This is a genomic window from Ligilactobacillus ruminis ATCC 27782 (assembly GCF_000224985.1).
GTDB lineage: Bacteria > Bacillota > Bacilli > Lactobacillales > Lactobacillaceae > Ligilactobacillus > Ligilactobacillus ruminis.
On sequence record NC_015975.1, the window covers coordinates 1,325,838 to 1,344,405 of the forward strand.

Annotated in this window: 14 protein-coding genes and 4 pseudogenes; 2 read left to right on the forward strand and 16 right to left on the reverse strand. The window is 42.6% G+C overall.

The window, feature by feature from the left end:
* The first annotated feature begins 42 nt into the window (after positions 1 to 42).
* Positions 43 to 1,032 (forward strand): diacylglycerol/lipid kinase family protein, encoded by a 990-nt coding sequence (locus tag LRC_RS06635; protein WP_225354913.1) that lies wholly within the window; start codon positions 43 to 45, stop codon positions 1,030 to 1,032.
* Positions 1,033 to 1,749: 717 nt separating this feature from the next.
* Here the strand turns inward: LRC_RS06635 and recD2 are convergent.
* The 8 genes and pseudogenes from recD2 to LRC_RS10640 all read right to left on the reverse strand — a co-directional run.
* The gene (gene recD2 / locus LRC_RS06640; protein WP_014073705.1) at positions 1,750 to 4,137 is read right to left on the reverse strand and encodes an SF1B family DNA helicase RecD2; all 2,388 of its coding nucleotides are present in this window, start codon (positions 4,135 to 4,137) and stop codon (positions 1,750 to 1,752) included.
* A complete protein-coding gene (locus LRC_RS06645) occupies positions 4,121 to 4,822 on the reverse strand; it encodes a tetratricopeptide repeat protein (RefSeq protein ID WP_014073706.1) in 702 nt (233 codons plus the stop codon). The genes recD2 and LRC_RS06645 overlap by 17 nt, the downstream gene beginning before the upstream one ends.
* A gap of 12 nt (positions 4,823 to 4,834) precedes the next feature.
* Entirely contained in the window at positions 4,835 to 5,491 is a 657-nt protein-coding gene (locus LRC_RS06650) for a histidine phosphatase family protein (RefSeq protein WP_014073707.1), read from the reverse strand.
* Positions 5,492 to 5,625: 134 nt separating this feature from the next.
* A complete protein-coding gene (gene mnmA, locus LRC_RS06655) occupies positions 5,626 to 6,753 on the reverse strand; it encodes a tRNA 2-thiouridine(34) synthase MnmA (protein ID WP_003694348.1) in 1,128 nt (375 codons plus the stop codon).
* Between the two features lie 180 nt (positions 6,754 to 6,933).
* Complete coding sequence (locus LRC_RS06660; protein ID WP_014073708.1) at positions 6,934 to 7,275, reverse strand: DUF1831 domain-containing protein; 342 nt, start codon at positions 7,273 to 7,275, stop codon at positions 6,934 to 6,936.
* Positions 7,276 to 7,280: 5 nt separating this feature from the next.
* Positions 7,281 to 8,435: a cysteine desulfurase family protein gene (locus LRC_RS06665; RefSeq protein ID WP_014073709.1), complete on the reverse strand. Its 1,155-nt coding sequence runs from the start codon at positions 8,433 to 8,435 to the stop codon at positions 7,281 to 7,283.
* A 12-nt stretch (positions 8,436 to 8,447) separates the two neighbouring features.
* Positions 8,448 to 9,134, reverse strand: a complete 687-nt coding sequence (locus LRC_RS06670) for a 5'-methylthioadenosine/adenosylhomocysteine nucleosidase (protein WP_014073710.1) — start codon at positions 9,132 to 9,134, stop codon at positions 8,448 to 8,450.
* Positions 9,135 to 9,305: 171 nt separating this feature from the next.
* A pseudogene (locus tag LRC_RS10640) lies at positions 9,306 to 9,584 on the reverse strand (zinc ribbon domain-containing protein); the annotation flags it as partial.
* On the opposite strand from LRC_RS10640, the pseudogene LRC_RS10645 reads away from it, so the two are divergent.
* Positions 9,578 to 9,784 (forward strand): annotated as a pseudogene (locus LRC_RS10645) (transposase); the annotation flags it as partial. The pseudogenes LRC_RS10640 and LRC_RS10645 sit on opposite strands and share 7 nt — an antisense overlap.
* Positions 9,785 to 10,166: 382 nt before the next feature.
* On the opposite strand, the gene LRC_RS06680 reads toward LRC_RS10645, so the two are convergent.
* The 8 genes and pseudogenes from LRC_RS06680 to ftsZ all read right to left on the reverse strand — a co-directional run bounded on the left by LRC_RS06680 (position 10,167) and on the right by ftsZ (position 18,555).
* Positions 10,167 to 10,709, reverse strand: coding sequence for an NUDIX hydrolase (locus tag LRC_RS06680; RefSeq protein WP_014073712.1), 543 nt, complete (start codon positions 10,707 to 10,709; stop codon positions 10,167 to 10,169).
* 17 nt (positions 10,710 to 10,726) lie between these two features.
* Positions 10,727 to 11,707 (reverse strand): diaminopimelate epimerase, encoded by a 981-nt coding sequence (gene dapF, locus LRC_RS06685; RefSeq protein ID WP_014073713.1) that lies wholly within the window; start codon positions 11,705 to 11,707, stop codon positions 10,727 to 10,729.
* A 258-nt stretch (positions 11,708 to 11,965) separates the two neighbouring features.
* Positions 11,966 to 14,759: pseudogene (gene ileS, locus LRC_RS06690) on the reverse strand (isoleucine--tRNA ligase).
* Positions 14,760 to 15,060: 301 nt separating this feature from the next.
* Positions 15,061 to 15,801 (reverse strand): DivIVA domain-containing protein, encoded by a 741-nt coding sequence (locus tag LRC_RS06695; protein WP_003694364.1) that lies wholly within the window; start codon positions 15,799 to 15,801, stop codon positions 15,061 to 15,063.
* A gap of 18 nt (positions 15,802 to 15,819) precedes the next feature.
* Positions 15,820 to 16,605, reverse strand: a complete 786-nt coding sequence (locus tag LRC_RS06700) for a YlmH family RNA-binding protein (RefSeq protein WP_014073714.1) — start codon at positions 16,603 to 16,605, stop codon at positions 15,820 to 15,822.
* Between the two features lie 12 nt (positions 16,606 to 16,617).
* Positions 16,618 to 16,878 carry a YggT family protein gene (locus LRC_RS06705; RefSeq protein WP_014073715.1) on the reverse strand — a complete coding sequence of 87 codons (261 nt, stop codon included), beginning with the start codon at positions 16,876 to 16,878 and terminating at the stop codon, positions 16,618 to 16,620.
* Positions 16,879 to 17,319, reverse strand: coding sequence for a cell division protein SepF (locus LRC_RS06710; RefSeq protein ID WP_014073716.1), 441 nt, complete (start codon positions 17,317 to 17,319; stop codon positions 16,879 to 16,881). It abuts the gene before it with no gap.
* Between the two features lie 19 nt (positions 17,320 to 17,338).
* Positions 17,339 to 18,555: pseudogene (gene ftsZ, locus LRC_RS06715) on the reverse strand (cell division protein FtsZ).
* Positions 18,556 to 18,568 lie beyond the last annotated feature (13 nt).

Sequence of the window (18,568 nt, forward strand, 5' to 3'; positions counted from 1 at the left end):
TTGGTATAAAATTTTTAGAAGAACGTTCGAATGGAGGAAAGAATGGTGAAGACATTTTTCATCATCGTCAATAATCAAGCCTCTAACGGTTTAAAAGCCGATGTTTGGCAAAATATCAGGACGCGGCTTGATTCGCGAAAGATTTCATATATCTTCCGTAAAACAAAACAGGTTGGAAACGCTAAGTCTCTGACCAAACGATATGTTTCTCATCTTACCAAAGAAGAAGCTGATGAAACCGTTGTTATCGTCATTGGCGGTGACGGAACTCTGACCGAAGTTCTCAACGGAATCAAAGAGACTCCTTATAAACACGTTCCGCTTGCCTTCATTCCCATCGGTGAAAACAACGGCTTTGCTCAAGGAATAGGCATTGCATCAAATCCGATGACTGCTTTGGAGCAAATTCTTTCAGCAACCGAACCCGTCTATTATGATATAGGCGAGTACACGGAAACAACACACCAAAGTCACGGCTACTTTTTTAATGACTTCGGAATCGGCCTTGATGCATTTGTAATCAGTTTAAATACGCAGGCACATAAACATAAGCGCTTGCAAAAAATCTTGAATAAATTTCATCTCAAATTTCTCGCTTACATTGTCAGTGCGCTTGAAGCTCTAATCAACCAAGAGTCTTTCTCAGCAACAATCAGAATCGGTGAAAAATACGAATTTTTCAAACATGTTGCATTCGTCAACGTTGCCAATCATCCTTACTTTGATAACGGCATCGTTTTATCTCCGACCGCAAACGTCAATGATCATAAACTTGACCTGCTCATTGCTGATAATCTCGGTTTCTTCAAGTTTATTATTCTGGCAATTTCGATTTACTTCAAAAAGCAATTAAAACTGCCATATTTGCACCACTATAAGAGCGATCAGATTCACCTTATCATCAATTCCCTTGAATTTGGTCAAATCGATGGCGAAGAAATCGGAAACGAATACTTTGACATCTTCTACAAAACATCACAATACCCTTTTTGGATGAACATTTCCAGCGTTTCTCCAGCAAAAAGGAGATAAGAAAGACGAACCGGCTTTCAATCATCAGAAAATCGGTTCGTCTTTTTTATTTTTGAGAATTTTTATATCGCCCTCGAGCACAAAAAATAAGCACTAAAACCAACCATAGCCAAGTAATTGACCGATCTGTAGATGATCGGCAAATCAGATCCGTGACTTTTAGTAAGCCATACGAATAATTGCAAATAAGTCACGACAGCAAGAGATATTACCGGAAGAACCCATCCGGCCACGACATTGCCTTTTCCGGAAATAAGATATCTCCTACAACAGCAATTATATACATATTAGAAAATAAATCTCCCATGCTCAATCCCCCTAATCATAGATGCTCGTAAAGTTCGTAAACCAAAATTATGCATTGGTTTATGATGATTGTTTTTAATAGATGCTCTTTTATAATACCTGTCTACATCGCAATATGTAAGCGTTAAAATATCAAGGACAGATTCGCTTGACATTAAAAAAATCAGCAAAAAAGGCACTTTGTCCATGAATTTGAGGGAGATCTTGGATAGATTGGTGAACAGTACTGCCGCTTGAAAAAATAGTTTTTATTCATTGGAAATTAAAAAAGCCGGACAAAGTCAGTCGAAAATCGACCGCCTGAGTTCGGCTTTTCGTTTAATTCAAGAGAGAAAAGAGACTTTTTCCAAGTCTCTTCCGGCTAGACATAATTAAAAATTTCGCTGTCAGCCAAATGAAATAAATATATTTTTATATGAACTGATAAGGATCAATCCCTTCCATTCCGATTAATGGATCTATTTTCTCAATATTGTCAAAATTCAAAATCGTCTTTTGAATACTGCCACGACTAGGATCGACATCAGCAAAATCATTTTTGGCTTCAAGCTGAACCGACTTTTCCTGAGGATTCGTTTTAGATTTTTTTCCGGTAAATTGAAAAACAATCTGTTGTTTCAGCATCGTCTCACGATTCAAAGCTTCAGCACGAATACAATTGACATAAGCACTCGGCTCGCCAATCAGCATTAATTTGAGCTTAGCACGCGTCAAAGCCGTATAAAGCAAGTTTCTTGCATACATCCGCGAATATTGTCTGACCATTGGCAAAATCACAATCGGAAATTCGCTGCCTTGAGATTTGTGAATCGACATGCAGTAGGCCAAAGTCAAATTTAAAAAGTCAGCTTGTTCGAGCTCGACTTCACGTCCTTCAAATCTGACCGTCATCGTTGTCCCGCGTCCTTTTTGCGGCTCATTGATTGCAATGATCTTGCCGATATCACCATTAAAAATATTCTTTTCAGGATTATTTTGCAATTGCAAAACACGGTCACCGATATGAAATTCATTTTCCCCAGACTCTACGCTTTTAGCATTCAGTCTTGTTGGATTCATCAACGGGGCAAGCGTGCGGTTCAATTGATTGATTCCGGCGGGTCCCATGTACATCGGTGCCAAAACTTGAATATCATCCGCATTTTGTCCCTTCTTCAAGACAATCTGAACGATTCTCTTCGTCACGCTGCAGACCTGCTCGCCACTGCATTTTATAAAAGAACGGTCACCGGTTTTTTCCAAAAGATCCGATGGAACTTCGCCATTTACGATACTGCGCGACAGTTTAACGATTGAAGAACCGTCGCCTTGACGGTAAATATGCGTCAATTCTTTTGACGGGATCTGCATGCTTTCAAGCATATCGGCAAAAACTCGGCCAGGTCCGACCGAAGGAAGCTGATTTTTATCACCGCAAAAGATGACCTGCATGCTGTCAGGAATGCAGGAAAGAAGCATATGCATCAATTCCGTATCGACCATCGATGACTCGTCAATAATCAGCAACGTCCCATTCAAATAATCTAAATCATTTGCGGAAATCTCATTGCCTCCAGTAATTCCGAGCAGATGATGAATCGTCGAAGCATCCATCTCGGTCGCATTGGCCATTTTTTGCGCAGCCCGTCCTGTCGGCGCAGCCAGCTTTATCCCCTTTGCGTCTTCCCTGTCAATTTTATTGAGTTTCATATAAACTTCGGTAATCCCTCGAAGTATCGTTGTCTTCCCCGTACCTGGACCGCCAGTCAAAAGAAAAACCGGTGATTTAATGGCATCCTTGATTGCCTGAAGCTGATCTTGACCATAGGTAATGCTAAGTTCAGCCTGGACGTCTTCAAGACAACGATCAATTTCATCTTCGTCATATTCAATCGGTTCATCGCGATTATTCATCAAGCGATAAAGATCATAAGCAATCTCTTGTTCGGAATTGTAAAGGGATTTCGGATATATTCTCTTTCCTTCGATTACTACTTTGCGTTTATGTCCTGCTTCGATAATCGTATCAGCTACTTTTTCGGGATCAACCTTTTCAGAACGTGCTCCTTCCAAAAGCTGCAAGGATTTTTCGAGCAAAAGCTTATCATTGACATAAGTGTTGCCATTTGAATAGCATTCTTCATACAAGGAAGTTAAAACGGCACCAAGGATTCGCTTTTGATCATCAAATGAAATCCCCATTCCTTGCGCGATCTGGTCGATGCGCTTAAATCCCAATCCGCGAATCTCGGTTGCCAAACTGTATGGATCTTTCCGGATAACTTCCAACGATTTTTCCTGGTAACGCGAAAAGATGTCTTCGGTAATCCGACTTGAAAAACCCAGATTGTTGAGCTCGATTATCGTTTGTTCAGTCCCGTTGTTTTCAATTATTCCCTGCATCAAAACGCCTTTTTGGCGTTCGCTCAAGCCAAGCGTTTCGACCTTGTCCTCGTCTGAAAGAAGCACGTTGATTGCGTTTTTTCCTAAAACGTTCACGATATGTTCAGCTGTTTTTTTGCCGATTCCGGGGAAAATATCCGATGACAGATACGAAACCACCCCATCGGTCGTCGCAAGCGTTTCAGATTTATAATTTTGTGCTTGAAACTGCATTCCATAACGTGCATGTTTGGTTAAACGCCCTTCGAACGAATACTCGTTTCCTTCAATGATGTCAGCAAAATTTCCGACTACGGTTATTTGCTTTTCGCTCCATTGAAAACTTGCTTCCTTAATTTTCACCAAAAGAACCTTGTAAAAACTGTTTGGTGCTTCAAAAAAGATATGCACCGCTTTTCCCTTAACGTGTTCGGTCATCCTTTCCCCCCTGTTTCCCTTTGTTGATAACCTTTGAAATATCGTCCAAACGTTCAATCATCTTGGAATAATATTCCTTATCAAGCTGCTTTGCTCGGCCAAAATAAGCATCCGGAGCTTTTCCCAATCCTGTTTCAACGACGCCACGCATGAAAACCGCGTGCTTGTCATTTGGTCTGTCTTTCAGATACAGATCATAATACTCGCATGCCTGGTCAAAGCATCCAAGTGCCAAAAACGAATCTCCTAAAACGATGCAGGAATCCAGCCTCGTCTGATTATTTCCTTTTTCAAATGCGGTCAAGGCATATGCCAATGCCCTTTGATAGTTTCCGTTTGAAAGCTCAGTCTGTGCCATCATCAGCATTGCATCAGACTCATATTTCGATCCGTTAAGCATTTTAAACTCAACCGATGCTTCTTTAAATAATCCCGTCGCATAAAAAACGTTGCCCAATCCATAATGAAGCAGTGCCTGCTTGTCTTCCTGCCCTTTAAAGACGTTCAACGCCCTTTTAAACAATTCTTCCGCCTGTTCAAAACTTTGCAGTTCGGTCAGATAGCATCCCAAAGCATAATATCTTTGTGGGTCATATGGATTTTCATCAACCTTTTCGATTAATTTCTCAATCTTTACTTTGGTCTTTTCTTCCAATCGATCTCGCTTATTTTTTTCCTTGTCCAAAAAATCACCGCCTCAGACAACATCCGTTGGATCAATATCGCGTTTCAAATAATCATTCTTATTCCATTCGATGCATTTGAATGTCTGACCATTATCGGTCGTTTCAAGAATTGAAGTACTTGTATTCGCAAGGCCGCCCTTATCTCTGATTTTTGAAAGCGGAATTCCCATCAAATGTCTTATTTCAGCACATAAAGCCGCCCCGTGACTTACGATCAGAATATTTTCCTTTGGATATCTTTCACAGATTGCCTTTATTTTGGGAGTCATTCGTTCAATCACGTCTTGATAGCATTCACCGTTGATTTTAGCACCGTCGTATCGATCGGGATGATGTTTGAATGCATCAAGCTCTTCCGGAAACTGCTTAGCAACCTCAGTAAATTTCATTCCCTCCATTTTGCCTAAATCAAATTCCTGAAATGCACGATCAGATTCAAGCTTAATGGGTTGATCCAACAAAGAGACAAGCTTTTGTGCCGTGACCCGCGCCCGCTTGATCGGACTGCAATAAGCCTTGGCAAACTTGACGTTATTCAAATATTCAGCCAACAATCCGATTTCAAGATAGCTTTGCGCAAGCAATGGCGAATCACCGTGTGCTCCTTGATATCTTCCTTCAAGATTCCACTCAGTTTTACCGTGGCGAACAAAATATAATCTGGTCATCAACCGACACCCTTTTCCAATTATAGTATGCTATACAGTTATTATCTCACATTTTACGCCATTAATGAACAACGGTGTTTTTGATTTGCAAACAAAAAAGCCGGGAAATTCCCGGCTTAGTCATCATTCCTTGACTACACGTATTGCAAAAGCCGCCCATTTTGATAAGCGTGATCAATCGTTCCGCTTCCAAGGCATTCTTCACCGTCATAAAAAACGATTTCCTGTCCGGGAGTTATTGCTCTGACCGGATTGTCAAAGACTACTTCGACCTTGTTTCTTTCATCGTTGAAATTCACTGTAACGCCGGAATCTTTTTGGCGATATCTGAATTTTGCGGTGCAGTGAAAACTTTGTCCGCGGTCTTCAATCGGTGCCACAAAGCTCAGTTTCGTTGCATCAAGGCTCGTTGCATAAAGATGTTCATTATGATATCCCTGACCAACGTACAGAGTATTCGTTTTCAAATCTTTTCCGACGACAAACCACGGCTCGTTTGACTTGCCGTCGCCACCGATTCCAAGTCCGCGACGCTGTCCAATCGTATAATTCATCAAACCGAAATGTTCACCTTTATATTCGCCTTCAAAGGTCATCATTTTGCCTGGTTTTGCAGGCAAAAATTCACTCAGAAATTTGCTGAAGTTTCTTTCGCCAATAAAACAAACACCCGTTGAATCTTTTTTATCAGCCGTTGCCAAGCCTGCTTTTTTGGCAATTTCGCGCACTTCCGATTTTTGCATGCCTCCAATCGGAAACATTGCTTTTTCAAGCTGTTTGCCTGACAGTTGGCTCAAAAAATACGTCTGATCCTTATTTTGATCAGCACCTCTCATTAAATGCACGGTTCCGTCATCATCACGCTTGATTTGAGCGTAATGTCCCATCGCAATATAGTCAGCATCCAGTTCCATTGCATAGTCCAAAAAGGCTTTGAATTTGACTTCTTTATTGCACATGACGTCCGGATTTGGCGTTCTGCCGTGACGATATTCATCCAAGAAATACGTGAAGACACCATCCCAGTACTCTTTTTCAAAGTTGACTGAATAATACGGGATACCGATTTCGTTAGCAACCTTGGCAACATCTTGGTAATCTTCCGTCACCGTACAAACGCCGCTGTCTTTTTTTTCGTCCCAATTTTTCATAAAGACGCCGACAACGTCATAGCCTTGACGTTTGAGCAAATACGCACAAACAGACGAGTCTACGCCGCCGCTCATTCCGACAACGACCCGAATCCTGCTGTTATCTGTCATAATAAAAACTCACCATCGCTTTATTAAATTCTGAATTAACAATTGAAGGTTGTTTTCTTCAGTGTTTCCTATGATAGCAAAGAATTTTGGAAAACACAAGCTGTACAAAAAAGAAAAGCAGTCACCCAAAAGGTACAACTGCAATTTCCAAAAAATTTATCAATATTTCGTCATTATCGTTTATTCTTCTACGATGATGTTGTGATCCATCAAGTCTTTCAAAATGTAATTTAACTGCTCAATGTGAGTTTCAGCATTATTGCCCTTAAAAACGTTGACTTCCTTGATCCCGTTTGCGGTCGTCGTCACCATTTTAAATCCGTCCAACGCAGACGTTACAGTCATCTTGAACTTGAAACCTTGATTATAAGGAGAATTTGGATCAAGCGAACGCTCCAATGTGAATTTTCCGCCCTTTGATTCGACAAAACCAACGTCTCGCAACGAATAACGTTTAATTTCAGGCGATAATTCAAAAGTTCTCGTATCGCCTTGCAACTTTGCTTTTTGTCCGTATGCCATGTTTATTACCTGCCTTTTTTAATTCTCTTAATCGTTTTTGACAATACCTCGATAATGCGTTCAACTTCTTCTTCAGTATTGTATCTTCCAAAACTGAAACGCAATGATTCAGAAACTTTTGGACTGTCTTTTCCGTACATCGCAGTCAGCACGTGGGACGGCTCAAGCGAACCTGCCGTGCATGCAGACCCGGCAGAAGCAGCGATTCCATTTAAATCAAGATTGGTCAGCAAGGCATCGCTTTGACACCCTTTGAACCAAAGACTGACGATTTGAGGAAGCTCGCTTCCATCATGCAACCCGTTTATTTCAAAATCGATTCCTTGATGCTCCAAGCCTTCCACCAGTTTTTTCTTCAAATTCTGAAATTTTTCTCGCAGTTCTTTTTTATCGGCACTCGCCAATTCAACTGCTTTGGCAAAACCGGCAATGGCCGGAACATTTTCCGTTCCGGCACGACGCTTCAGTTCTTGATCTCCGCCGCGCAAATACGCTTTAAGATTTAATCCTTCTCGTTCGTATAAAAATCCCAAAAACTTCGGACCGTTCAATTTGTGTGCAGACGTCGACAACAGATCTATCTTGTCTTTTTGAACGTCCACATCCAAAATTCCGTAGGCCTGCACGCAATCTGTATGAAACCATGCATTCGACTCCGAAACGATTTCGCCGATTTCATGAATGGGCTGCCTGCTTCCGACTTCGTTATTGCCCATCATGACGGACACAAGAATCGTGTCGTCACGTAATGCATCTTTTAATTCATTCAAATCAATAATTCCGTTTTCATCAACCGAAAGATACGTTACTTCGTATCCCTGGCTTTCCAAAAAAGCCATCGGTTTTAAAACCGCCTCGTGCTCGATTGCAGTCGTAATAATGTGTCGACCTTCATTTCTCCGAAGAAAAGCAGTCTGCATGATGGCAGTATTGTCGCTTTCGGTTCCTCCGCTCGTAAAAACGATTTCGTTATCGCTTTTTGCGTTGATTGATTCGGCAATCACATGTCTGCTTTCATCAAGCACGCGCCGCGCTTCACGACCGAAGCTGCTAACTGCAGAAGCGTTGCCGAAGACGTTTTTCATCATCTCCGTCATGGTTTCGATTACCTCGGCAGCCATTGGAGTCGTCCCGGCATTATCTGCATAAATTCTCTCCACGAAAAACGCCCCCTAATCCGCAAGCAAAGCCATGATCATCTTGGCCGAACGCTTGCCTGCATCAATAATGAACTCGTCAAATGATTGTGCCGCGTCGCCATTGCCGTTATCAGACATTGCCCTGACGACGGCGAACGGTGTCCTAAGCTGATATGCCGCTTGCGCAATGGCAGCTCCTTCCATTTCGCAGCAAAGCGCGTCAGGATAAATTGCCTTGATTTGAGCAATTGCTTCATCGGAACTGACAAATTGGTCACCGGTGACGATTAAACCTGTTTTGACGTTCAGATTTGTTTTTTGGGCTGCTTTCTCAAGTCTTGAAACAAGTTTCTTATCGGCTTCAAAAATTTGCGGCTGGCCCGGAAGCTGTCCCTTTTTATATCCGAACGCAGTCGCATCAGCGTCATGGTACGCAGCACCGGTTGACAAAACAACGTCGCCAACATGCAGCCCGTTCCCGATTCCGCCGGCTGAGCCGGAGTTGATGACGCAATCGACATTAAATTCGACAATCATCAACGCCGTCGTAATGCCTGACTGGACCTTGCCGATTCCGCAACGTACCAAAACAACTTCTTTCCCTTTGATTTTTCCCGTATAAAATTCAGTGCCGCCGACCTTTTTATCAGTTCGATCTTCCAAATTTTCAAGCAGGTCTTTCAACTCTTCATCCATTGCGCAGATGATTCCGTAACGCATATTATCATTTCCCTTCATCGCTTTAAGCAGTCAACCACCACCGACTAAAGTCAGCAGCTTGTGAGCTATGAACCCTAACGGATTTCAGACCACAATTTACATAGATACAAACAACTTGCCTGACCAGCCGAAGCCGTGATCAAGCAGCGATCGTCTAATTACCAATGTCTTTTATGTCCCCAGGTTGCCATAGAGACAGATAAGCCAGGATAGTTTAGCTATTCCCTTATCAAGAATATTTTTAGCGGCGTTCCAGTCACAAATATGGCGAGTGCCACAGTCAGGACACGTCCGTTCACGACCAGCCAAGGTTAGCTTTTTAGTATCATTAGTCCCCATCACAAAGCCGCAGTCGTGACACGTTTGAGTAGTATTTCTTGGGCTGATTTTGATGAATTGATGACCATAAGGATCTGATTTATAAGTCAATATGCCGAGAAAGGAACGCCATCAAAGCGCTCAAAGGCAGAAGCGCCTTTATTTTATTGCGTCGACACCCGGAAATTCGGCGGTCCCAATCCTGGGATGGTCATTTATGGTCGCCTGGCTACTACATGAACACGTCAGGTAATATGAGTAAAGAAACAGTCGAGAAATATATAAACGATCAAAAATATAATGAGATGAAAAAAGCTCCTTGCAAAGTTTGATAGGGCCTATCCATCCCATGGCTAAAGTCACGGGATTTCCGGCTAGACATAATTAAAAATTAACGAATCGCATGAATAAAAAGGCCAAAATAATTGCCGCAATTAAGAAAACAATGGCAATATCAAGTTTTTTCTTCAAACTTTTCGTCTTTTTCTCAACCATGTTTTCATGATTTTCCGCCAGCACCCGACTTCTGCTCACTGAATCTTTCTGCTCATCAAAATGCTGCGACTCGTTTTGAAAATTATCTTTTTTCCGTACATTCCGGAAAGGATTTGCGAACTTTTGCCGGTGCCTTCTGTCCGATCGTCTCAAAGGTTCGACCCTGTCCTGATCAAAAAATTCTCTTTCGTTGTCTTTATCGCTCATCTTATTCCTCAATTATTGCATCAATTGCCAAAACAAAAGACCCATGATCGTCTTGCTGTCGCAAACGAGCCCTTCTTTCATCGCAGACATTGCTTCCGGCAAAGTCAGCTCAACAAGCTCAAGAAATTCATCATCATCTTGCGGAAGCTCAGTTGAAACCGGCTTTAATCCTGAAGCGTGATACAGATAGATTTCTTCATCGCTGAATCCCGGGGTAGTATAAAAAGGAGTGACCAGCTCGATGTTTTCTGCCTCATACCGAGTTTCTTCGTTCAACTCGCGAATTGCCGTTTGAAGGGGATCGCTTTCTTCTCCAGGTTCGATTTTTCCGGCAGGTATTTCAAGCGTGACTTTTCGCATCGGCTCACGCCATTGTTTAATCATTACGATTTTGTCGTCGTCAGTAATCGGAATCAGCGCAACCGCGCCATGATGTCTCACGATTTCGCGAAAAGCTTTTTTCCCGTTCGGAAGTTCAACTGTTTCTTTATCGACCTTGATAACCTTGCCATCAAAAATATTTTCAGTTGATAATACTTTTTCTTCAAAATTCATTCTGATTCCTCCAAAAATTATTCGCAAATTTTCTTGACAAATTTCTCATAGCTTGCCTGCTCGCCTGTTTCTTCCCAAGTTGCGGCCGAAAAATCGCCAAGAAGCGCTTCGTCCAATGAAACCGTGCATTTTGCGACAAAAGTCCCGTTCCCAATCAAAGACATGAAGTAGTTCCCGTCTTCTTTTCGATGAACGATCGTTTTGACCATGCCGCCAGGATTTTTTACCGACAAGGTTTTTTCAAATCCCTTTCCGTCAGTTTTTTCGAGCACATAAATCAGACTGGAAGCAGACATTGCCGTTCCGCACGCATTCGTATATCCGACTCCTCTTTCATACGTTCTAACGAAAATTTCGTTTTCCGAAAGAATTTCAACAAAACTGACGTTTACTCCGTCTGGAAATAAAGCATTTTTTCCGTCATTCAGATACGAAGCAATTCTCCCGAGATCTTCTGAAACAAGCGTTTCATGATCAACAAATGATATCAGGTGCGGGTTGGGCACGGCAACTGCACTGAATTTCAATTCACCAGACAGCATTTCCAATTTATCTTCATGCAATTCTTCTTTACCGACGTGCATCTTCAAATCATCAGCCGAAAAACTGACCGGTGAAATCTCAACCGAAAAAGTCTTTACTCCTGGTGCGAGTTCATTTGCCTGCTCGACTTCAAGATCGGCATACATCGTTGCGACTTTAAAAGATTTCTTGCCGTTTTTTTCGCTTAGATAGCGCGCAACCGTTCTGAGACCGTTGCCGCACATGCTTGCTTCGCTTCCGTCTGCATTGATGACGCGCATTCTCCCCAAAACATCGTCACGTGTTTCAGGCAAGACGCATAAGATTCCGTCCGCTCCGCCGTGAAAACCGTGCTTGCGATCACAGACTTTGATTGCTAGCCGTTTCAGCTCCGTTTCAGATATTTTTCTTCCAAGTTTTTCTTGATCCAAAATGAAAAAATCATTTCCTGAACCATGAACTTTGATTAATTCCATGGGCTTACCTCTTTTACGAAAATTCTTCTGAATATATCTTATCATCTATGTGGCTTTTCGGCAAAGTTGTCGCACATATTTTCATGTCGCACATATTTTCATGTTTTTGCAAAATTCAGCGTCAATCGCCTCGTCAGCGTAAAAAAGAAAACAGCTGAGAACAAATTTCTGATTCTCAGCTGCTTTGCTTTAATTTTTAGATTTTGATAAAATACTTGTCTGATTTCGTCAATTTTCCGACATTAACCGAAAAGCGAACTATTCCAATCCTTCAGTCAAAGCTTCAGGGTAATTTTTGGAAACAACTTTGGCACATTCATCACACAATTGCGGCAAACGTGCATCGCTTCCGACGGTTGTCGTCGTGCGACGGCAGCGTGGGCAGACTTCGCCATCGGCATGCTTGACTACTACCTTGATTTCATCGTAATCATCAGCATCCTCTGGAGCTTGGTCCTTTGGCAAAACGTCCAAAGCGGAAACAATCAGTAACTGACGAACGTTTGCATTAAGCTTTTCAAGTTCGGCTTTGACGCCATCCGAAACATAAAGTTCGACATGGGCTTCAAATGACTTGCCGATCAGCTTTTCATTGCGTGCGTTTTCCAATGACTTGAAGACGTCAGAACGAACTTTCATGAATCGTTTCCAATTTTCCAAAAGTTCAACTTCACCGTCATAGTGTGCAACTTCCGGCATTTCTGCAAGTTGAGCATAATCTTCAGGTTCTTTTAGGTATTCCCAAATTTCTTCAGTCGTATGCGGCAAAACAGGCGTCATGAGTTTCGTCAGACGAACCAAGACGTCATAAAGTACCGTCTGCATCGAACGACGCTTGTGCGAATCTTCAGCTTCAACGTAAACGACATCCTTTGCAACGTCAAGGTAAAATGCTGAAAGATCAGTTGTCAGGAAGTTGATCAATTTCTTATAGATGTCCATAAAATTATAGTTTGCATAGTCATCAAGAATTTCTTTCGTGAACTTATTGGCCAAGACTTCCATGTATTTGTCGCATGCTTCAAGATCATCATATGCAACGGTATTTTCAGCAGGATCAAAATCCGTCGTGTTGGCCAGCATGAAACGCATCGTATTTCTGAACTTGCGGTAGCTTTCAGAAATTTGCGAGAAACTATCCATCGAAACACGAACGTCAGCCGAAGTATCAACGCTGAGAACCCATAAGCGAATGATTTCAGCTCCCATCTTGTCAACGACTTCGCTCGGAACGATCGTGTTGCCAAGTGACTTGCTCATCTTGCGTCCTTTTCCGTCAAGCGTGAAGCCTTGAGAAATAATCTGCTTGTATGGAGCATGACCGGAAACGGCAACGCTTGTAATCAAACTTGAATTGAACCAGCCGCGATATTGGTCGGACCCTTCAAGATACATGTCTGCCGGATAGGTCAAATAGTCACGCTGTGCGCAAACACCCTGATGAGAAGAACCGGAATCAAACCAAACGTCCATAATATCCATTTCTTTTGTGAATTCGCCGTTTGGAGAATGCTCATTCGTATATCCTTCCGGAAGAAGATCCTTCGCCTCACGTTGGAACCAAATATTCGAACCGTATTTTTCAATCAATTTTGCAACATGCTCAATTGTTTCTTTGTCCATGATTGCCGTTCCGTCTTCCGCATAAAAAATCGGCAGCGGAACGCCCCAAACGCGTTGACGCGAAATTACCCAATCGCCGCGATCGCGAATCATGTTGTGCAAGCGAACTTTGCCCCAATCAGGCAAGAATTTGACTTCATCAATCGCATCAAGAATTTCTGAACGAATCTTGTCGACAGATGCAAACCATTGAGGAGTTGCACGGAAAATAATCGGTTTCTTCGTTCTCCAATCGAACGGATAGCTGTGCTCGTAATCCATTTGCCTAAGCAAAACGTTTGCTTCTTCAAGTTTCTTCAAAGATACTTCATTTGCATCATCATAGAAAACGCCGGCAAAATCAGGGCCGCAGTCATCCGTCAAATATCCTTGATCGTTGACAGGTGCATAAATCGGCAAGCCGTACTTCATTCCGACCTTGTAATCATCGTCGCCATAGCCGGGAGCCGTGTGAACCAAACCGGTACCTGCATCAAGCGTTACGAAATCACCGATCATCGTCAAAAGTTCCTTGTCGTCATAGAAAGGATGACGTGCCGTGACATACTCAAGGTCAGCACCCTTCAACGTTTCAAGAACTTCATAGTTTTTCCAGCCAAATCGTTCGGCATTTTCTTTGACAAGTTCTGCAGCCAAAACAAATTTGCGATCATCGCCCTCCGGTTTAACAACCGCATAGTCGAATTTGGCATCAACCGTTACGCCTTCAGAAGCCGGAATAGTCCAAGGAGTAGTCGTCCATACGACAAGGTATGTGTTCGTATCAAGAACTCCCTTGCCATCTTTGACCTGTACGCCGTAAAATGCAGATGGTGACACGACGTCGTGATATTCGACTTCTGCTTCTGCTAACGCAGATTCAGATGACCATGACCAGTATACGGGACGCAAGCCTTTGTAAATCAGACCCTTTTCTGCCATTTTGCCAAAAACGCGAATTTGCGCAGCTTCAAATTCAGGATGCAGTGTCAAATATGGGTTATCCCATTCTCCCGCAATTCCAAGTCGTTTGAAATCTTTCTTTTGCCCTTCAACTTGTTTCAAAGCATATTCGCGACATTTTTCGCGAAAATCGGCGACTGTAAGCGCCTTGCGATCAACGCCTGCTTTTTTTAATTGTTGTTCGATTGGAAGGCCGTGAGTATCCCAGCCGGGAACGTAAGGAGCTCTAAAGCCCATCATCGACTTGGAACGAACGATGATATCCTTTGAAATTTTGTTCATTGCATGTCCCATATGAATATTTGCCGTTTGCATATGGAGGTCCGTCATGTAATACGAATGAAGGCTTGCCTTCATTTAATTTTTGACGACGTTCGTAAACCTTGTTTTCTTCCCAATCTTTTTGGCGTTCTGCTTCACGAACAGGCAAATTACCGCGCATTGGGAATTTGGTCTTGCCTAAGTTCAATGTATCTTTAACTCTCATGTTACACCCGCTGTATAAACAGCCATCCTTTCTTAATCTTATTTTCCAAAACAGATTTTGATGCTTGTTTCATCAAAAAATAAAAACCCGCCCCAACAGGGACGAGTTTTCGTGGTACCACCCAAATTCAGAATCAAATCAATGACTCCCTTTGGGTCAATAACGGCACCACCCGACTCAGCTTACTTTGATTCAGCTGAGCAAAACCGAGATGATAAGCATTGCATCAAAACAATCGACCTTTCACCATTTCGTCGACTCGCTTTTGCATCTCACGCAACGCTTGCGTTCTCATAAAATTTTACATATTTTCTTCTGCTTCATCAGCAAAATGCTGACCGCCAGCATCAACGTCTGATTCTGGGAAAACGACGACAGCATCAGCTTCTTCGCTATCGTCAACTTCGCCGTCTTCAACGGCGTTTTGATAATAAACATCATCTTCACTGTCGTTTGAGAATGATTTTACTTCTTTAGCGGCCTCTTTGTCAAGAGTTTCATCGCGACGAATTGCTTCCTGAATTGCTTCGTAGCTCGTTGTTTCGCCTTGTTGCAAAATTTCATCCCATTCGCTTCCCTTAACTACTTCAAGCTGAGATTCCATCATGACTTGGAGCTTTTGTCTGAAAATTCTTGCCTGCTTGCGCAAATCATCGGTTTCAAGTGCCAGCTTCTTGGCCTTTTTTGAGGCCTCTTCGATGATGTGGCGTGCTTTATCGTTTGCTTGGTCAATAATATCTTGGCCTTGCTTTTGGGCTTCACGATTGATAATTTCGGCTTCTCGTTGGGAATTAGCTTTAACCTTATCAGCCGCTTCTTGCGCAACGATAATCGACTGATTCAATGAGTCTTTTAAATCATTGAAATACTTGAGCTTTTCTTGACTCTGCTTCAAGCTTTCAGTCAAATGATCGTTTTCTTTAAGCACAGCTTCGTAGTCTTTGATGACTTGATCCAAAAAGTCATTGACTTCATCTTTGTCATAGCCGCGAAGCTTTACATCAAATTCTTTATTGTGAATATCCAATGGGGTTAATGCCATTCCCCTTCACCTCCAAAATTATCGTAATTTTTTCAAAACAGAAACTTTTGCTATAAATTTGCCTTTTTTAGAAACACCGGTGAGTTCGTCCATCCTTACTCGCCCATATCCTCTCACGGATAAAACGTCATGGACTCTGATCTCAAAATCAGCTTTTGAAAAAATCATCCAATTTAACGACACTTTATTGGTCTGCAAAAGATCTTTTACATGTTTCCTTGAAAGATTGTACACCGAAGAAATCAGCACGTCGCATCTGAGCGAACTCAAGATAACCGTTGCATGATCCCATTCTTCAATTGGAGACACTGCATTTTGCAGTGGAATTTCCCCAAGCTTTACCTTGACCTTGCCGACTTTGTCGATATTTTCAAGCAGATACGGCTCAATTTCCTTTTCGCAAAAAAACTGCCACTTAGTGCCGTCCGTAATGATGTCGCCTATGACATCGCGTTCAAGGCCACAGTTTGCAAGCGTGCCTAAAATCGTCCGATGTTCCAGTTTGGCGAACTTGACGGGATAGTTGATTTCAAGAAGCGACATTGAAAAATCATTGTCTTGGGGTTCGTAATATTCCGGATAAAACAAAATTCTTTTTCTTTCGCTTCCTAAAAAGCCGCCAAACGTTTTCAGCTTAACGTCATCGAAACGTCCGATAAGCACGTCTGCAATAAAATGCTGCCGCGGATTCAAAAAATGAGTCAAAATCGGGCGGTATTCATCTTTTGCACGTACGATTGCTTCATTTAGGCTATCGATGACCGATGCTTCTTCCGGTCTGAAATGCTGATATATTCCATCCATTTGCTGCTCCGATCAATATATTCCAAAGATTCTCATCAAGAACAACGCGCCTTTTTCGGCAAACTCCAAAACAATTAAAGCGACAATCGGAGAAAAACTGATTCCGGCAATCGGGGGAATAAAGTCAAAGAGATCAAGATATGGCTGACACAACTTTATCAAAAGCTGACCGATCTTGCTCTCATATGCCCCAGGAAACCATGAAAGAAGGCAATATGCAACAATCAAAAACTCGTAAACTCTAAAAATATCAACTACTAATAGTGTAAGCAATTAAATACCTCGCATTTTAAATTCATCATCTTGTCTCGTATCAGTCAAGTTGCCTTCAACGATAAAATCATCAGGCGTACAAAGGAAAATCTTTTCGCCGATTCGCTGGATTTTTCCGTCAATTGCAAAAGTTACCCCAGATAAGAAATCAACCACGCGATGGGCCTGCCCGTCATCGATTCTTTGAAAATTAACGACCGCAGCCTGTCCGTCCAACAATCTTTGTGCAATTGCCTTCACATCTGAGAAAATGCGAGGCTCAAAAAGCATGATTTTTTTTTCATGATTCTTGTTGACCAATTCCATGACTTTGGAACCGTTGCCCTGGGTTTCAGCCTGTGCCGTGCGATAATCTTCTTCATCATAATCGGTTTCGTCCTCATCATATTCGTCCGATCTGAAAAATTCGCTTATTTTCATAGAAATCCCTCCTTTGATCATTTTTTGACTGAAATCAGCTTTATTGATTATTTCTGTGATTCAAAAATGGCGGCATGCTGAGATCATCGTCTCCATCGCTAAAGTCAGAATTTGAACCAAAAACGTTGAACTCTTTTTTCTCAACATTTTCAAATTCGTTCCCGCGAACCGGAGACTTGGATACCCCGTTAATTTCGCGCGTAATGTCCCAATCCCTCAAAGGATCAGATTTTTTGGCCTGATTAACGTCAGAAGGAGTTTCCTGACGAATGCCGTTTTTCTTTCCCTGCTTTTCCTTTTTATCGATTCCGGTTGCAACGACAGTCACGATTACCTCATCTTCAAGATCAGGGTTGATTGACGTTCCAAAGATGATGTTGACATCTTTTGTTGCTGCTTGAGAAACGATATTCGAAGCTTCTTCCGTTGCAACAAGCGATAAGTTGAGTCCACCCGTAATATTGAGCAAAACGTTTTCGGCACCGTCAATCGAAACCTCAAGCAACGGTGAAGAAATTGCCTGCTTCGTAGCTTCAGCCGCTGCATTTTCACCAGTTGCGGTCCCGATTCCCATCAAAGCCGATCCTTGATTTTGCATAACGGTTTTGACGTCCGCAAAATCAAGGTTGACGATTCCCGGCGAAGTAATCAAATCAGAGATGCCTTGCACGCCTTGGCGCAAAACATTATCCGCTTCTTTGAACGCTTCCAGAAGAGGGGTCTTTTTATCAACAATTTCAAGCAAGCGATTGTTGGCAATGACAACCAGCGTATCCACTTGATCTTTGAGCTGTGCAAGACCTTCAGCGGCAAAACGGGCACGCTTCGGTCCTTCAAACGTAAACGGACGCGTAACAACTCCGACCGTCAATGCTCCCTGATCCTTGGCCATTTTAGCCACGATCGGAGCAGCACCGGTACCAGTCCCGCCGCCCATGCCGGCCGTAACAAAGACCATGTCTGCACCTTCAAGCGCTTCAGAGAAATAGCTTCTTCGCTTTCTTGAGCGGCCTTATTGCCCGTGTCGGGATTTGAGCCTGCACCGAGTCCTCGCGTCAATTTTGGTCCAAGCTGAATCTTCGTTTCGGCACGTGAGCTTTTGAGTGCCTGAACGTCAGTATTGGCCACGATGAATTCGACGCCCTTAACGTCATCTTCAATCATTCGATTGACGGCGTTTCCGCCGGCACCGCCAACGCCGATTACTTTGATAGTTGCACTGTTTAATGTTTCCGTATCATCCATTGAATAGTCCATAATAAAATCCTCC

Excerpts from the sequence above, each read along its gene's own strand:
- LRC_RS06700 (WP_014073714.1), bottom strand. The coding sequence starts at position 16,605 with ATGGATGGAATATATCAGCATTTCAGACCGGAAGAAGCATCGGTCATC.
- LRC_RS06660 (WP_014073708.1), bottom strand. The coding sequence starts at position 7,275 with ATGGCATACGGACAAAAAGCAAAGTTGCAAGGCGATACGAGAACTTTT.
- mnmA (WP_003694348.1), bottom strand. The coding sequence starts at position 6,753 with ATGACAGATAACAGCAGGATTCGGGTCGTTGTCGGAATGAGCGGCGGC.
- LRC_RS06680 (WP_014073712.1), bottom strand. The coding sequence starts at position 10,709 with ATGAATTTTGAAGAAAAAGTATTATCAACTGAAAATATTTTTGATGGC.
- LRC_RS06710 (WP_014073716.1), bottom strand. The coding sequence starts at position 17,319 with ATGATCAAAGGAGGGATTTCTATGAAAATAAGCGAATTTTTCAGATCG.
- LRC_RS06695 (WP_003694364.1), bottom strand. The coding sequence starts at position 15,801 with ATGGCATTAACCCCATTGGATATTCACAATAAAGAATTTGATGTAAAG.
- dapF (WP_014073713.1), bottom strand. The coding sequence starts at position 11,707 with ATGGAATTAATCAAAGTTCATGGTTCAGGAAATGATTTTTTCATTTTG.
- LRC_RS06670 (WP_014073710.1), bottom strand. The coding sequence starts at position 9,134 with ATGCGTTACGGAATCATCTGCGCAATGGATGAAGAGTTGAAAGACCTG.
- recD2 (WP_014073705.1), bottom strand. The coding sequence starts at position 4,137 with ATGACCGAACACGTTAAGGGAAAAGCGGTGCATATCTTTTTTGAAGCA.
- LRC_RS06635 (WP_225354913.1), top strand. The coding sequence starts at position 43 with ATGGTGAAGACATTTTTCATCATCGTCAATAATCAAGCCTCTAACGGT.
- LRC_RS06650 (WP_014073707.1), bottom strand. The coding sequence starts at position 5,491 with ATGACCAGATTATATTTTGTTCGCCACGGTAAAACTGAGTGGAATCTT.